We start from the raw sequence: 14,651 nt of genomic DNA on the forward strand, positions 1-14,651 counted from the left end.
CCGCGCAGATGTTGCCGTGACGGTCGGCGCCGAGCACAGAGGGGTTGAAGGGCTGATCTTGCTGCTGTTTTCGCTGGTCTTGTGAACGTGAACATGGAAGGTGGGCGCTATGTGATGGCATGCTTACTAAGCGTGGTGCTGTGTGAGAGATGGGGGAAGCGGTGCTCCTTGGTACGGGGATCCGCGCGGCCCTCCGGAGCCGTCCTGCGGGGGAGGCTCCAGACCACCCGGCGGTCGTGCTCCCCATCGGCAGGCGCATCGACGGCCGTCTGGTGCGCTGGGCAAAGGGAAAATTCAAGCGGCTGAGGAGAAGCAATCGTCGGGCATGGGCATGGCTGAAGAGGGTCCGGAAACGGTCCCCTGGCCTGTTTGCACACTGGCGGTTGCGGTACTGAGCGCCCCGTAGGGCGGTGCGGCAACCGGCGGACTCGGCCAACCTCTGGGGATGAGCAGGAGCCGTTGGTGGTCAGGCGGGCACCGCCCGTGACACGCAGCAGGAGCCGGATGAATCGAGAGATTCACGTCCGTGATCTGCCGGGTAGCCCGCAACTGAGATGCCCCGGGCTACCCCGGCAGCAATGCGGCGCCGTCGTCGAGGCGCACCATGGTGCGCGAAGATTCGGCGCTTGTGGGCTGTTGCGGTCAGGCCGACGTGGGGTCGATCGTGGTGGGGTTCGTCGTGCCGAAGGGTTGAGCTGGCGGACGCGCGACCTCCGTGTCCACGGTCCACCCGGTAGTCCGATGGACAGGGGGTTGGGTAGCTCCGAAACCCTGGCTGACCTGGCACTTCGCGACCGGGCCGCAGGCCGGCAAACCAGGCCTTGGCCGTGTCATCGCGCGAGCCGGCCGCGCCTGTCCACGGCGAGGAGGCTAACCCGCGTCAGCGGGGAGCGGGACCGCGATCTCGTCCCAGGTGCCGTCCTCGTCGTCGCGGTGGCCGGTGAGCACCTTGGCGAGCCGTGTGTTGATAGCGTCCTGGTCGAAGGGCACCGAGTCGTCGCCGTCGCAGTCCTCGTTCCAGTCTTCGACCGGTGCGTCGCCGTGCCCGCCCGTGCAGACCGGCGCCAGCTCCGTCCCGGCGGTGACATCGGCGCCGTCGTAGGTGCCGACGGCTTCCAGGGTGATCGTGTGGCGCCAGGTGTCACCGAAGTCGTAGATGTAGGTCAGCTTCGCACCTTTCTTGGGTACCACCTGGTAGAGCGTGACGTGGTACTCGCTGTCGGCGTCCTCCGGGTCGCCGTAGACGTCGCCCGACGCTGTCCTGAACGCGTGGAGGTGGTCGTCATCCCAGCCGAACAGGACCTGGAGGACGTCGTGCAGGTCGCCTAGGGTGATCGCGGCCGGCACCGTCACCCGCCGCCACGGCGCCGGAGACAGCACGGTGAGCTCCACCTTCAGCTGGAAGCGTCGGGGCGCGCCGCCCGCCGCGACGAACGCGGCGACGGCGTCGCGGAGCTCGGCCTCGTCGGGATGGCCGCCGCCAAGCGTGGCCTCGACCCCGCCCTGGATGACCAACTCGTCGGCGGCCGCCTGGGCGCCGTCGGTCGCGAGCGTGGCGAGCGCCGACTCGGCCGCGAGCCACCGGCTCGTGCGCTCGTCGGGCGGGGGGCCAGCGTCGTAGGCGAACAGGACCTCGGCGAGGTGGGGCGCGAGTGCCGGCACGTCGCGCAGCGCCCTGAGCGCCGGAAGAAGTTCGGGGAGGCCCGCGTCGACGAGGCGCTGGCGCACCGCTGGCCCGGCGCCGGCGGCGGCGCGCAGCAGCTCGGTGAGAGCCGGGACCCGGTCGGCCGGGTCGCCCCGAAGGCCGAAGCGGTCGGGCAGCCACTCCGTGAGCACCGCCGCGACGTCCTCGGGCGACTTCGCGGCGGCGAGCAGCGGTACCACCGCCTCGGCCGGCATGCCGCGCGTCGGGCGCGCCCGCTGTGTGATCGTGCGCAGCCAACGGCCGAGCGGGGTGATCCGCACCTGCCCGTCTGCCGCGTCGAGAGCGCCGAGCACGGCCAGGATGTCGCGCGCCCCGTCGTACGGGTCGTCCCAGCGCCGGAACGTGTCGCTGGAGATCCAGCTCCCGGCGGAGCGGGCCTGTTCGCGGAAGCTGCCGCGCGCGTCGGTCTCGTCGACCGCTGCCTCGGCGACCGCGGACAGCAGCGAGACGCAGGCTTCGCGCGGGCCGCGCGGTTCGCTCGGCCGCGCCGCGTTGAGGCATACCTCGTCGAACACCGCGACCCAGCGTCCCAGTACGTCCCGGCCGGGCTGCTCGCCGTCGCCGGGCTCGGCCGGCCCGTCGTCGGCCGCCCTCGCCTGGCGGCCCTCGACGACCAGCAGACCCGCCGCCCGGGCCGCCGTCCAGGCCTGCTGCAGATCCCGGATGTCGATCGCCCGCCGCGACGTCGGCGGCAGCGCGACACCGGCCGCGGCGCACACTGCCGCGAGGTCGGCGGGCCTCGGCGCCCCCGCTGGCGTCACCGGCCGGCCGGCGCCCGCCCAGGCGGCGAGCCCCCGCCCGCGGATGAAAAGCAGGCAGCTCTCGGCGGCGCGTGCGAGCGTGTCAGGATCGTCGAGCGCGGCGGCGGAGTCCAGAGTCTTGGTCACGATCACGAGACTAGAACCGCCTCGTTGCCGGCCTCGCGGCGAGATGGCCCGGGCGGGAGGGGTCCGCCTGTCGCCTGCCTCGGCACAGTCACGGGCGTTGCGAGTCCGCCTTGTCGGCCGGACTGGCAGACTGCTGGCATTGCAGGTAAAATGCAGGCATGACCGCGATCACGATCCGCGACGTCCCGGACCCGGCCCTAGAGGCGCTGAAGCTGAAGGCCGCGCAGACGGGCCGCAGCCTGCAGGCCTACCTGCTCGACCTGGTCACCCGAGATGCCCGTACGCCGACCCTGGCGGACATGATGGCCCGCCTCGACCGTGAAACGCGCACCGAGCTCGCTACCTCGGACATCCTGGCCGCGATCGACGAGGGCCGGGAACGCGGGTGAGCGATCCGGCAGCCGTGATCGACTGCTCGGCGCTGGTACGTACGTTGACCGATCACGGCCCGACCGGGCAGGCGGTGCGTCACCGGATCGCCCGCATCACGTCGCTCGTCGCGCCTGGGCTGCTTGACTACGAGATGGTCTCGGCTCTGTTCGGGATGGTCCGTGGCCGCAAGCTCACCGCGGGGGAGGCGGAGAAGGCCATCGGTGATTACCAGCTTCTGCCGCTTGTGCGACACGAGACACTGATCCTCTGGACACGCGTCCGCGACCTGCACCACAACCTCAGCGCCTACGACGCCCAGTACGTCGCCCTCGCTGAGACCTTGAGATTGCCGCTGATCACCAGCGACGGCCGGATCGAGCGCAGCGGCGCCGCCAGGTGCCCCGTCGAGGTCTTCGCGTGACGCGGGCGATCCGGGCCGATTACGCCGCCGAGGAATCCGAGTCTTCCTCGAGTCGGCCTGACGCCGGGTTCGGACGATGAACGGTCCTCGTCTGGCGGGCCGCCGCTATGTTCGGCGGCCTGATCACCGGGGCCGGCTCGGCCAGGCGACGGACGGCCTGCTGACGGACCTCGATCTCGCCGAGCCGCGGCCGCTGCTGGGTTTTCTCTACAACGTGAGCAGGGCGACGTCGCCGCCTCGCCGGAGCGTCGTGACCTGCTCATGGTCAACGCGATCGACCGCGACGGGGCCTGCCTCGGGCTCACCAGGTCCGCTTCCGGCGGCGCGGTCGAGGACCTCGCCAGCGCGTGGCAGGTGCAGCCGGGTCGGTCTATCGCGGTCGGCGGCGCCTTGGTCGCCAGGCTGGCCTCGCTTCTTACCGCGTTGCACGAACGCCCCGCGCTGCGCCGCTGACCAGGATCAATTCTGCTGCGCTCCAACCCCCGGCAAATGTCCGTGCCACGCTCGCTGAGCGGCCAGGCGCCGCTGTCAGCGTGCGCTGTGGATGAGCGGATTGCGCACGGTCAGGTCGGGGAACCGGCCGAAGTCGCGGTCTGCGCTCCAGAGTTCGCGGACGCCGTTGGCCAGGCAGAGAGCGGCGATGCGGGCGTCGTGGACGAGGGGCCCTTGGACCTTGCCGGATTCGAGCATCGTTCGCAGGGTCGGCCAGTAGGTGACGCCCTCGTGCAGGAGGTCGAGCGACGGGGAGCCGAGCCAGGCCTCGATCTGGGCGAGGGCTTGGTCGGGCTGGCTGGGTGGATCGTAGATCCGGGTGTGGGTCGTGATCGAGTAGAACTCGTGGACGCAGGGCCATGGGATCGCCCAGGCGGCGGCGGATTCCGCGAGGCCACGCATGACGGCTGCCGCGGGTTCGTGGAACGCCGAGTCGCGGCGGTGGGCGTAGACGAGGACGTTGGTGTCGACCGCGATCACGTGCGGTCGCCGTAGCTGGCGGCGAGCAGGTCATCCCAGCCGGCACCGCGTAACTCAGGTCGTACGCCCTTGCCGCCGACCGATGCGTCTGGGAGTTCGAACCGGGTTGCCGAGCGACGTCGGGCGAGTACGGCGCGCAGGCCGTCCTCGAGGAGTGCCCGCAGCGTCGTGCCCTCGGCGCGGGCGACGTCCTGCGCCTCGCGCACAAGCGCGTCGGGCAGGTCCACGGTCGTCTTCATACTGCTGACCATACTTCGCCTCCCGTACTCCCGTACTCCCGTACTGACCGTGGGCAAGTGCCAGGCTACCTGACTGGTCCGACAGTGTCCGAGTCGGCAGGAGTGTGCGGCTGAGTGCCAGATGCAGGGGGAAGGGGTGTCGCGAGTGTGTTTCGTTTGCTTTGAGAGACGGTGCGGCGACCAGTGGCGTGCCTACGCTGACCGCGTCACCTGGACAGATACGCCTTCGGCTCCCGCTGACGCCGCGCCTGCCGCGCCCCCCGTCGACGAGATCGCCGTCATCGACCTGGCACCCTTTCTCACAGGCGGCGACCCGGCGCCGGTGGTGCGGCGGATCGCCGAGGTCTACCCGCTGGTGAGCTTCCTGCAGGTCGTCGGGCACGGGATCGCGCCGGAGACGTTCGACCGGCCCAGCCCGACCAGGACCCGGCCGCCGAGCCTCCGGTGACGTTCTGGGAGCGCTCCGACTCCGGCATGCTGACCGTGCTTCACCAGCGCGGCGACTACGCCGGCCTCCAGGTCAGGGACCTCGACGACAGCTGGATCACCGTACCCGTCAGCCCCGACACCCTGGTCATCAACATCGGTGACCTGATGGCCCGCTGGACCAACGACCGCTGGCCGTCGACCCGCCACCGCGTCGTCGCCGCCCCGGACACCACCTCGACCCGCGACTCGATCGCGGCCTTCCACCTGCCCAACGTCGACACCGTGATCGCCCCGCTGGAGCCGTTCGTGGGTGCCGATGGCCCGCGCTACGAGCCGGTCACGCCCTACGTCTGGGAGGCCATGTTCCTCGCCGAGTACGACCGGCGCGTCCCCTCCTGAACGCTCCTGAACGAGCCCGACGACGGGGCCGGACGAGGACAGGCCGGCAGGCTCGGCTCGGCCCGCTGATTGACGTACGCGTGGCGGCGCAATGGCCAGTAGGTGACATTCCATCGGAGTACCCGCCGCCGCCGAGGTACTGCCGGCAGAGTGCAGCCCCGTGCCTGTTTCTCGCCCGCGTGTCAGCGTCGCCTCGGTGTGCGCCGGAGTGTTGACCCTTTCGGGATTCGCCGTCGCCGGAGTGCTCGCCGCGCAGCCCGCGGCCGCCGCGGACCCGGCCGGCTATCAGAACGTCCGGATCAACGAGGTCACCTCGTCGAACAACGACACGGTGGAGCTGTACAACGCCGGTTCGGCCTCGGTGAGTGTCAGCGGCTGGAAGATGTCCGACGACAGCTTCTCGCCGCAGTCGTTCAGCCCCTCGGCCAGCACGATCCCGGCCGGCGGCTTCGTCACGTTCAACTCGCCCAAGGGGCTCGGCGACGCGGACAAGCTGGTGATCTACACGTCCGGCGGCACGGTGGTCGACCGGGTCGAGTGGGCCACCGACAAGGCGAAGCCGGCGATGGCGCGCTGCGGCGGCGATGGCACCGGCGCGTGGGTGACCACGACGACCGCGGCCACGTTCGGCGCCGCGAACGCGGCCGGCTGCCCCTCGTCGATCCCGGCGGCGAGCCGGGTGCGGATCAACGAGGTCACCTCGAACGGCTCCGACACCGTGGAGCTTTTCAACGGTGGAACGAGTGCGGTCAGCGTCGGGTCGTGGAAGTACGTCGACGGCGACACCAGCCACTCCGCGGCGACGATCTCGTCCTCGTCGCCGAGCGCGACCAGCATCCCCGCGGGGGGCTACGTCACGTTCAACTCGACCATCGGCCTGGGTGACAACGACTCGCTGTTTCTGCTGGACAGCAGCGGCAACACGATCGACTCGGTGACCTGGGCGACTGACGGCGCGAAGCCATCCGATGAGCGCTGCGCGAACGGTTCTGGCTGGTTCCGGACCGCCACGACCGCGACCCTCGGCGGCGCGAACCCCTGCACGGGCTCCGGCGGCGGTACCGGTGGCGGTACGGGTCAGCTGCTGGGCGGCGGCGGCGCGCTGACCAGTGGTTGCACCCCCGAGGCCCCCATCGGCACGGGCGCAAGCCCGGCGGGCACGTTGGCCTGGCCGGGTGGCCTCGACGTCACGATTGCCGACAACGTCTGCGCGTTCACCACGTCGACCGGTCCCGAGGGCCGAGACCTGAGCGGGCTGGCGTTCGACCCGGCGAACCCCTCCGTGCTGTGGGCGGCCAAGAACAAGAACTGGCTGTTCAAGCTCGTCAAGAGCAGCGGAAAGTGGATTCCGGACCCGTCGTGGAGCGCGGCCGGAAAGCAGCTGCGTTTCCTGGGCGGCTCCGGCCAGCCGGACACGGAGGGCCTGACGGTCGGCGCGAACGGCCACGTCTACGTGACGTCCGAGCGTGACAATGCCGCGAACACGGTGCCCAAGGACACGATCATGGAGTTCGACCCGGCGGCGACCGGCTCGACGCTGACGCCGCTGCACCAGTGGGACATGACCTCGCAGTTCCCGCAGCTCAACACCGGCGACAAGGACGACGCCAACCTGGGCTTCGAGGGCGTCGGCTACGTGCCGGACAGCTGGCTGACCGCGAACGGCTGGAAGGATCCGCTCACCGGCGCCGCGTACAACCCGGCGAACTATCCGCTGCACGGGTCGGGCCTGTTCTTAGCCGGCCTGGAGTGGGACGGCACGCTGCACGTGTACGGACTGAACTCCGACGGCACGTTCACCACCTTCGGCACGGTGGCGACCGGCGAGGCCTTCGTGATGGACGTGCTGTTCGACGCCGGAACGCAGCGTGTCGTCGCGACCTGCGACAACACCTGCGGCGAGACACACACCCTGCTGAAGATCAACGCCAGCGGCGTGATCGTCCCGGACGTGGCCTACACGAACCCGGCTGTCATGCCGATCGACAACCTTGAGGGCTTCGCGCTCGCGCCGACCTCGACCTGCGTCAACGGCTCCCGCGAGGCGGTCTGGTCCGACGACGGCGTCTACGGCTTCGGCGCCGGCACATCCTCCTACGGACACGCCCTCTACAGCGGCACCTTCCCCTGCTGAAGGCCCGCGACCGCATAGCGACGAAGCTCCTGGCAGGCAGGCTCACGCCCCCCAACGAGCCCCACCTGCCAGGAGCTTCGACCGGCTGGTCGAGACCTTTCCCGTGGCAGAGATCAATGCCGTAGAGGCGGCGCTGACGTCAGGCAAGGTCGTCAAGCCCGTCGTGTTCCCGTCCGTGGCTCGCTGACGGTCGCCCGGCCGTCGCGGGGCTCCGGTCCGACCTGTATTGGCTGGCGTCACGGCCACCACGTGAACGCCTTCGTGATGGACGACACCACCCGGTCGATAATCTCGTCGCCGACGACAATGCTCAGCACCGCGGGCAGTTTCTCGATCAGAGTGCCGCGTCCCTCGGTGGCGGCAGCGGTGAGGAGATCGGCGATCGCCCTGCGCTCGCAGGCCGGCGCCAGGTAGACCAGCAGGTTGGCCAGGCCGTCGGCCCGTTCCGACGGGTCCTCTACGGCCGAGACGCCGTCGAGGATCGCCAGCGCCGCCGGCTCACGCCTGTCGGCGGGCGTAGGCCTGATCAGCCAACCCAGGGTCTCCAGCCGATCCAGCGGGTCGGCGACCTCCAGCGCCGCGGCGAACGCCTCGTCCGGGGCTGGCTTCCGCGGCGCCGGCGGATAGAGGGAGTGGCCTTCGCCCAGGAACGCAACGCCGCCCGCCGATGCCTGGGCGTGAGATGCGGGACGAGAGTCGCCAGCACCGCGGCCCGGTCCGGCCGCTCCTCGATGGCCGCGGCCAGCTCGAACGCGAGCGCCAGGACCTCGGGAGAAACCACCGGAAGATCGAGCTCCTCGAAGCCCGATCTTCGACCCCGCGCGCGGCCAGGAAGTCGGCGACCGCCTTTTCGCGCCTCGCTGGGATCGCGGGCCGGCAGCTCGGAGGCGTCGAACACGAAATCCGGCAGCGCGGACCCATCAGCGGGCCCCATGAACCGGATCATCTCCGGCAGACGAGCGAGTAGGTCGCCCGACAGCTCGCTTGTCAGGCTCTGCGCCGCCGCGCGGCGCTCATCGGCAGTGCCGTTCGCGCGATCGACCTGGACCAGAGACCGGTGGGCGAGCGTCCGCAGCAGCTCGTCGGCCTCCAGGCGCACCAGCCCACCGGTGACGGCCCACAGGCGCAGGACGGCCGCCGGCACGCTGCCCCGGCCGGCGAAGAAGGCGAGCTCGCGGAACCGCGTGGCCGCGACGGGGTCCAGCGCCGCGCCCGAGGCGTTCAGCGCGGCGAGCAGGTCGGTGTGCGGGTAGTCGATGAACCTGCCGGCAAGCCGTCCCAGGTCGGACTGGTGTAGGAGGTCCACGACCGTCCCCCAGGGCGTTCCCTCTGGGACCATGCCGCCGACGAGCGCCAACGCCAGGACGAGGCCCCCGCAGCGGTCGAGCGCCGCGTCGGCCTCCGGGGGCAGCCGCGCCGGCGTGCACCCCGCATACGCCGCGAGCACCTCGCGCGCGGTCGGCTCGTCGGCAGCCCCGAGATCCATCACCGTGCTGGCTGTGAACAGCGCGTCGCGGTTGCGCGCCGTCACCAGCAGCCGGGTGCGCCCGCTGGCCGGAACCGCGCGCAGCACGCCCGGGCTCCACACGTTGTCCAGGACGACCAGGCAGGGCGCGTCCGCCAGCAGCCGGCGCAACCGGGCGGTGCCTTCGGCCGCCGTGAACGGGGGCGCGAGGTCGCCGAACGCGGCGAGCAGCGCGGCGACCAGGCCGGGCACGTCCGGATCGGGATTGACCTCCACCCAGACGATGCCGTCCGGGAAGCGCTCCTGCACGTCCGCGTCGTGGACGAGCGCCCGGGCCACCGTCGACTTGCCGATGCCGCCCATCCCGATCAGGCCCACGACCGGGCCTTTGCCCGGATCGAGCAGGAGGCGCCGGGCCCGCTCGATCTCGGCGACCCGGGGAACGAACATCACCGGCAGGTCCGGCAGCAGGTCCCGCGGCGGCTGGGTCCGCGTCGACGATCTGCCGGGAAAGTCGGCGCGCGCGGGCACCGCACGCGCCGAGGGCGGGAACGGAGGCGCGCTCTGCGGCCTGGCGCGGCCACCCGACACCGCGAGGCCGGCGGCGTCCGCCAGCCGGTGCCGCGCCTCTGTCTCGGCGAGGTCGAACAGGTCGAGTGTCACGACCTGGGCCAGTAGGCCCAGCCGCGCGCAGTCGGCGACGCGGGGTGGCGACGTGGTAGCCCAACGCCGAGATCAGCCAGGACAGCACCCGCGGGTCCGTCTCGATCGACAGCCGGTTCCGCAGGAGCGGTACGGTCGCGGCGCTGAAGGTACGGCGGTGGTCCTCAGCTGGAGGTCCGAGTTCGCGCAGCACGCGGGCGCCGAGTTCCGCCGGACCGCGTCGGCCTCCGCCAGTAGCGCCGCGGCGGTGTCGAACACCTCGCGGGTATCCCGTTGGTGTAGGGCCACCAGATGATCCGGTCGCCGTTCACCGTCGTCTTCGGCGACCTCGCCCAGCGCGGCGGCGAACAGCTGATCTGTCGACATCGCCGTGTAGCGGTCAGAGCCGATCGGTGGCACGGCAGCATCATCCATGTCCAGCGGAATCACGCTCGGCCGGCCCTGCGCCGGGCCCAAACTACCTGGGCGTTCTGCCACGGTGTGAGACGTTATGCCTTTTCGCCCGCGGCGGTGAGCCCGCAGTCCGAACGCTGAGCCCTGCTGCCTGTGCATGGGGGCCGCTCTCCAGACCGGTGTTGGTGTTCTCCACTACGGCTGGCGGGACCCGTACGCCGGAGCGGCGACCTCGATGGTCGTGAGCAATCCCCAGCTCAGCCGGCGCAGCTTCGCCGTCGTTGGACCCGCCGAGGGCGTCGTGGAGGCGGTGACCGGGCTCCTGGTGACCTGCCACTACTTCTACCGCAGGCCAGGACGAGGAGTGCAGAGCGTCGCCTGGCGTGCGGAACGGCCCGACCTTGTCACGGCGGTCGCACAACCGGCCGTAGCCTCCGCGATCGCGCAGGCCGCCGCCCGCGACGCGAGCATCGACTCGCTGATCGACGAACTGCGACCAATCCTCGAAACGGGCACCAACGGACTCTTGACCGGGCCTACTGATCGTTGAGGCAGCCGCGGGGGAGCCCGGCCACCTCAGCGAGGGGACGTCTTCAGCGCCGCAGCGCGCGGTGAGGTGCTCGTCGACGCCTGGCTACGCCAGAAGGGAGGCTATCGATGACCGAGGAAGACGTCAGGCGCAGGACCCTTCCTGTCGCGGTGCCTCCATGACTGGACCAACGCACCTGGTCTCCCTTGGTGAACGTCGCCATGACGGCTCTCCAGCGACTCGTGCCTTCCCGTGCGGGTTCTCACGCCATCCCCGGGCATTGCAGAAAGTAACTGGGTTGATTGAGTAACGATAGCTGGTTAGCATTTCTAACAAGTCGACACTGCTCCGGCGACCTGGGGGATCCGTATGCCGACCGGGTGGGTCGCGGAGATCGTCGATGCCGTTCAGCGGTTGGTGCCCAGTACACGAACCCCTCGCTCCCGTCCGAAGCCGCTGGCTGAAGCCCGTTGGGTCGGTGAGGGGCGGTACGTCGTGTCGACCGTTCGACGGCCTATCAAGACGGAATCGTTCACCGATCTCCATCTTGCCCCGCGAGACGCTGACGGCGGGAATCGCTCGACCTACCGGGTCTCGACGGTGGAGGAGGGGCAGTCTGAGCTGCTGGTAACGGTCGCCCCGCACGCACCGGACGGCGGGTTGTGGCTGTGGGGCACCGCGCGTCCGCCGGGCGAGCTGGAACGCAACCTCCTTGAAGCCTGGCAGCGCCTGGACGACCCCGGCCTCGCGACGCGCATCGTGACGGGCCGGCTGGACCCGGTACCCACAGGTGCCGCAGGCGACGTCGCTGGTCTGAGCCGAGCTCAGATCTCCGCCTACCTCGCCTGCACGACACCGGGGGTACGGGTGATCTGGGGTCCACCCGGGACCGGCAAGACGACCGTCCTTGCCCGTGCGATCGATGATCTGGTCACCCGCGGGCGCCGCGTCCTGCTCGTGTCGAGCACCAACATCGCGGTCGACAACGCCCTGGCGGCGGTCATCCGCCTGCGCCAACCGCCACCCGGCGAGCTGGTTCGTGTCGGGCCGCCGACCATGGCCGAGATCGCGCGGGACGACCGGGTCGTGCTGCCCCGGCTGGCCGAGGCGGCGGTGGCGAAGCTGACGGCGGAGCAGGTCCAGGTCGGACAGGAGATCAAGGAGCTGGCCGCGCGGCCCGAGATCGCCCACTTGCGGGAGCTTGACCAGCGCCTGGCTGGTTTCGACCCGGACCGCTACCGTGCGGCGGCCGCCCGGCACGAACGCGACCGTCGACTGGCCGAACTCACCGATCGACTCGCGGTAGCCGAAGATCAGGTCCAGGCGGCCGGCCGGACCCGAGAGGACTGGCGTCGCGCCCACCAGGTGGCGGTTGAACGGCACGTGGCCGCCGAGCCGGCCAGGGCCCAGTTGAGGGCCGCCGCTAATCTGCGGGCGGAAGCCGAACGGCTCGAGACGATTGCCACCTCGGCCGAGGCGGACGTACTTACCGTCGAAGCACGGATACGCGAAGCGCGCTGGAGGCAGGAATCGCTGTCGGGCGGTTCCCCGGCCGCACGGCTGCGCTCCAGGCCGGAGCGTTCCCGTCTCGCGGCCGAGATTTCCGCATTCGAGCGTGACCTGGCCGTCGTTGGGAGGAGCTGGGAGGACGCCCGCCGGCTGGCCGATCGGTTCCGTAACCTCAACGCCCCCCGCATTGCTGAACATGAGCGTGCGGCCGCCCCGGTCACGGAGGTCGATCTCGCGTGGCTCGACCAGGCGGTCGCCGGCGCCCAGTCGGGCGCGGCGACGGCCGATCGGGCCTTGCGGGACGCCGAGCGCGAGCGGGCCGACATCCGGAGCCAGCGGGAGGAGACGCTGGCGCAGCCAGGCGCCGACGCCATCGAGAGCGCCTATCTCGCGGCGGCCGATCGAGCCGGCCTGCCCCGGCTTGCGGCGGAGCGTGCCGAACTCGCGGCGGCCATGCGCACCATTCTCGCTCACCGACAGGCACTCGAAGAACGCTACGAGCAGCTCCTGACGGCCATCGCGCGGGCTCAGAACGACACCGAGCCCACCTTGATTGGCCAGGCGCGGCTGGTCGCGACCACCCTCAGCCGGTTCCGGCTCAACCGCCATGTCTACCGAGGCGGCTATGACGCGGTCTTCATCGACGAAGCTGGAGCGGCCGCGCTGCCCGAACTCCTGCTGGCCGCGGCGAAGGGCCGCCAGACGGTTGTACTGCTGGGCGATTTCCGGCAGCTTGGCCCGGTCCAGCCGGATGATGTGGCTCAGCCGAATGATGCGACCAGGAAATGGCTCGACGAGCGGTCCTGCTTCGATCTGCTCGACCTCAGAGACCCTGAGGACGCCCTGACGCGGCCGGGGGTGGTGACCCTGCGCGAGACCCGCCGCTTTGGCGCCGACGTCGTTGAGCTCGCGAACCGAATCGCCTACGGTGGCGTCCTCATCCCCTCGGCGACACAGGGACGACCTGCCGTCGACGACGGGGGCGATGCCCAGATCGTCCTGGTCGACGTGGATGGCCTGGGTGATGTCAGTCGGGCCCGCGTTCCCGACTCGGGTTCGGGCCGGTGGTGGATCATTGGCAGCCTGCTTTCACGGGCAATTGCCGAGCATCACCGCGAACGCGGCGAGAGCACCGGTATCGTGACGCCGTACCGAGCAGAACGATTCGCGATCATCGATCATCTCGACGACGTGGGGTCTCTGGGTGGCATCCCGGCGATAGAAGCCGGTACCGTGCATTCGTTTCAGGGCCGAGAGTTCGACGTCATCATCGTCGACACCGTCGAGGACGGCGAATGGGCCGGTTGGTGCGCGAGCGCGGCGATCGAGAGTTCCCGGCCGAGGGAGTACAGCGGCGCGCGCCTGGTCAACGTGGCCGTGACCCGAGCGCGCCAACGCGTGTACCTGCTGGTGAGCGGCCGGGCCATCCGGTCAGCCGCGCCCAGGACGACGTTCGGCCACATCAGAGCCCTTGTGGACCAGCGGACCATTCGGCTCGTCCGCGCTGCCCAACTACTCGGCCTGCCCGCCGACGAACTCGACCAGGCGCGACCCGACCCGCTCGTTTCCGAGATCTGGGCGGCGTTCGCTGGCCATGTCGTCGCCGAGGCGGTGTTCGACGAGTTTGGCTACATCACCGCTGTGGTCGAGGCGATCAGCCGGGCGCAGCATTCGGTCTGGATCTGGTCGCCCTGGTTCGGCGCTCGGCTCGACGAGGTGCTGCCCGCGCTCGCGCTGGTGAAGGATCGGGGTGTCACCACCAGGGTATTCATCGTCGACGACTCGGACAGCGTCATCAGGGGCCAGCGGGCACAGGGTGTGGACGTCGACGGACGCCTGACAAGCCTGCGTGCGGTGACGAGTCAGGTCGTCCGCATCAGGCAGATGCATCAGAAGATCGTGATCATCGATGACGAGACCATCTTCCTGGGCAGCTACAACACACTCTCCAGCCGCGGCCGGAGGGAGATCATGGTGCGTCATCGCGGCCGGCGTTTCATCCAGAAGATCCTCGAGCACGAGCGGGCGGCCATCCTCGCCCAACCGCCCACCTGCGCCGAGCACCGCCGGCCCATGGAGGCCAGGAGATCCTCTTCCCGACGCAGGGGCTATCCGTGGTATTGGGCCTGTGCCCGGGCAGATTGCAAGCTGCGGAGCGAGATTGGGAATGCGGCGATCCCGCGCCGGTGACCGGGAAGGTGGCCACACCAGCGGCGAACGAGCTCTGCTGATCGTCGTCTCCGGCTAGCAGATCGACCGCTGCGCCGATACGTTCCGCTATCCGCACGGCCCGCCGCGGTCAGCGGAGGTTGACGGCGACGAGGATGGCGACGGCGCCCAGGATGAGGACGAGGACCCATCGCCGGGAGTGCGTCGGTCTTGTGAGTCAAGCTCACCCGCGGCCTCTGGCACCTGAAGGTGTCTGCTCGCACGGGCGCTGCGGTGCGGTCGCCGCCGACGCGGACGACGCCGACATGCTGAGACTGGTCGGTGCCGTGGCCGGCTCACCGACGCGCTCCAAGTCGCCGCCGCCG

General features: G+C 70.4%; 12 protein-coding genes. 8 read left to right on the forward strand and 4 right to left on the reverse strand.

Annotated features, from left to right (window positions below):
- Nucleotides 1-870 precede the first annotated feature (870 nt).
- A complete protein-coding gene (locus FRADC12_RS28680) occupies nucleotides 871-2,592 on the reverse strand; it encodes a plasmid pRiA4b ORF-3 family protein (protein ID WP_157488993.1) in 1,722 nt (573 codons plus the stop codon).
- Nucleotides 2,593-2,750: 158 nt separating this feature from the next.
- Between FRADC12_RS28680 and FRADC12_RS22885 the strand changes: the two genes are divergently transcribed.
- The 3 genes from FRADC12_RS22885 (at nucleotide 2,751) to FRADC12_RS22895 (ending at nucleotide 3,838) form a co-directional block, all read left to right on the forward strand.
- Nucleotides 2,751-2,981 (forward strand): FitA-like ribbon-helix-helix domain-containing protein, encoded by a 231-nt coding sequence (locus FRADC12_RS22885; RefSeq protein ID WP_045878175.1) that lies wholly within the window; start codon nucleotides 2,751-2,753, stop codon nucleotides 2,979-2,981.
- Nucleotides 2,978-3,385, forward strand: a complete 408-nt coding sequence (locus FRADC12_RS22890; protein ID WP_084011125.1) for a type II toxin-antitoxin system VapC family toxin — start codon at nucleotides 2,978-2,980, stop codon at nucleotides 3,383-3,385. Before FRADC12_RS22885 ends, FRADC12_RS22890 begins: the two co-directional genes overlap by 4 nt.
- Before the next feature lie 261 nt (nucleotides 3,386-3,646).
- Entirely contained in the window at nucleotides 3,647-3,838 is a 192-nt protein-coding gene (locus FRADC12_RS22895; RefSeq protein WP_045878176.1) for a hypothetical protein, read from the forward strand.
- A gap of 75 nt (nucleotides 3,839-3,913) precedes the next feature.
- On the opposite strand, the gene FRADC12_RS22900 is transcribed toward FRADC12_RS22895, so the two are convergent.
- Together FRADC12_RS22900 and FRADC12_RS22905 are read right to left on the reverse strand one after the other, a co-directional pair.
- The gene (locus tag FRADC12_RS22900) at nucleotides 3,914-4,357 is read right to left on the reverse strand and encodes a type II toxin-antitoxin system VapC family toxin (RefSeq protein ID WP_045878177.1); all 444 of its coding nucleotides are present in this window, start codon (nucleotides 4,355-4,357) and stop codon (nucleotides 3,914-3,916) included.
- Nucleotides 4,354-4,596 carry a type II toxin-antitoxin system VapB family antitoxin gene (locus FRADC12_RS22905; RefSeq protein WP_232303975.1) on the reverse strand — a complete coding sequence of 81 codons (243 nt, stop codon included), beginning with the start codon at nucleotides 4,594-4,596 and terminating at the stop codon, nucleotides 4,354-4,356. The genes FRADC12_RS22900 and FRADC12_RS22905 overlap by 4 nt, the downstream gene beginning before the upstream one ends.
- 145 nt (nucleotides 4,597-4,741) lie before the next feature.
- On the opposite strand from FRADC12_RS22905, the gene FRADC12_RS33410 reads away from it, so the two are divergent.
- The 3 genes from FRADC12_RS33410 to FRADC12_RS30350 all read left to right on the forward strand — a co-directional run bounded on the left by FRADC12_RS33410 (nucleotide 4,742) and on the right by FRADC12_RS30350 (nucleotide 7,558).
- Complete coding sequence (locus FRADC12_RS33410) at nucleotides 4,742-5,044, forward strand: 2-oxoglutarate and iron-dependent oxygenase domain-containing protein (protein ID WP_232303976.1); 303 nt, start codon at nucleotides 4,742-4,744, stop codon at nucleotides 5,042-5,044.
- Nucleotides 5,041-5,424, forward strand: coding sequence for a 2OG-Fe(II) oxygenase family protein (locus FRADC12_RS33415; protein ID WP_052711103.1), 384 nt, complete (start codon nucleotides 5,041-5,043; stop codon nucleotides 5,422-5,424). Before FRADC12_RS33410 ends, FRADC12_RS33415 begins: the two co-directional genes overlap by 4 nt.
- A 208-nt stretch (nucleotides 5,425-5,632) precedes the next feature.
- On the forward strand, nucleotides 5,633-7,558 hold the full coding sequence (locus FRADC12_RS30350) for a lamin tail domain-containing protein (protein WP_232303977.1): 1,926 nt from the start codon (nucleotides 5,633-5,635) through the stop codon (nucleotides 7,556-7,558).
- A 526-nt stretch (nucleotides 7,559-8,084) separates the two neighbouring features.
- Here the strand turns inward: FRADC12_RS30350 and FRADC12_RS22920 are convergent.
- Complete coding sequence (locus tag FRADC12_RS22920; protein ID WP_045878179.1) at nucleotides 8,085-9,686, reverse strand: NB-ARC domain-containing protein; 1,602 nt, start codon at nucleotides 9,684-9,686, stop codon at nucleotides 8,085-8,087.
- A gap of 550 nt (nucleotides 9,687-10,236) precedes the next feature.
- Between FRADC12_RS22920 and FRADC12_RS22930 the strand changes: the two genes are divergently transcribed.
- Together FRADC12_RS22930 and FRADC12_RS22935 are read left to right on the forward strand one after the other, a co-directional pair.
- Nucleotides 10,237-10,629, forward strand: coding sequence for a hypothetical protein (locus FRADC12_RS22930; protein ID WP_045878181.1), 393 nt, complete (start codon nucleotides 10,237-10,239; stop codon nucleotides 10,627-10,629).
- A gap of 474 nt (nucleotides 10,630-11,103) precedes the next feature.
- Nucleotides 11,104-14,307 (forward strand): AAA domain-containing protein, encoded by a 3,204-nt coding sequence (locus tag FRADC12_RS22935; RefSeq protein WP_198153011.1) that lies wholly within the window; start codon nucleotides 11,104-11,106, stop codon nucleotides 14,305-14,307.
- Nucleotides 14,308-14,651: the final 344 nt, after the last annotated feature.

The organism is Pseudofrankia sp. DC12 (assembly GCF_000966285.1).
Taxonomy (GTDB): Bacteria; Actinomycetota; Actinomycetes; order Frankiales; family Frankiaceae; genus Pseudofrankia.

Excerpts from the sequence above, each read along its gene's own strand:
- FRADC12_RS22895 (WP_045878176.1), top strand. The coding sequence starts at position 3,647 with ATGGTCAACGCGATCGACCGCGACGGGGCCTGCCTCGGGCTCACCAGG.
- FRADC12_RS22905 (WP_232303975.1), bottom strand. The coding sequence starts at position 4,596 with ATGAAGACGACCGTGGACCTGCCCGACGCGCTTGTGCGCGAGGCGCAG.
- FRADC12_RS22885 (WP_045878175.1), top strand. The coding sequence starts at position 2,751 with ATGACCGCGATCACGATCCGCGACGTCCCGGACCCGGCCCTAGAGGCG.
- FRADC12_RS22930 (WP_045878181.1), top strand. The coding sequence starts at position 10,237 with ATGGGGGCCGCTCTCCAGACCGGTGTTGGTGTTCTCCACTACGGCTGG.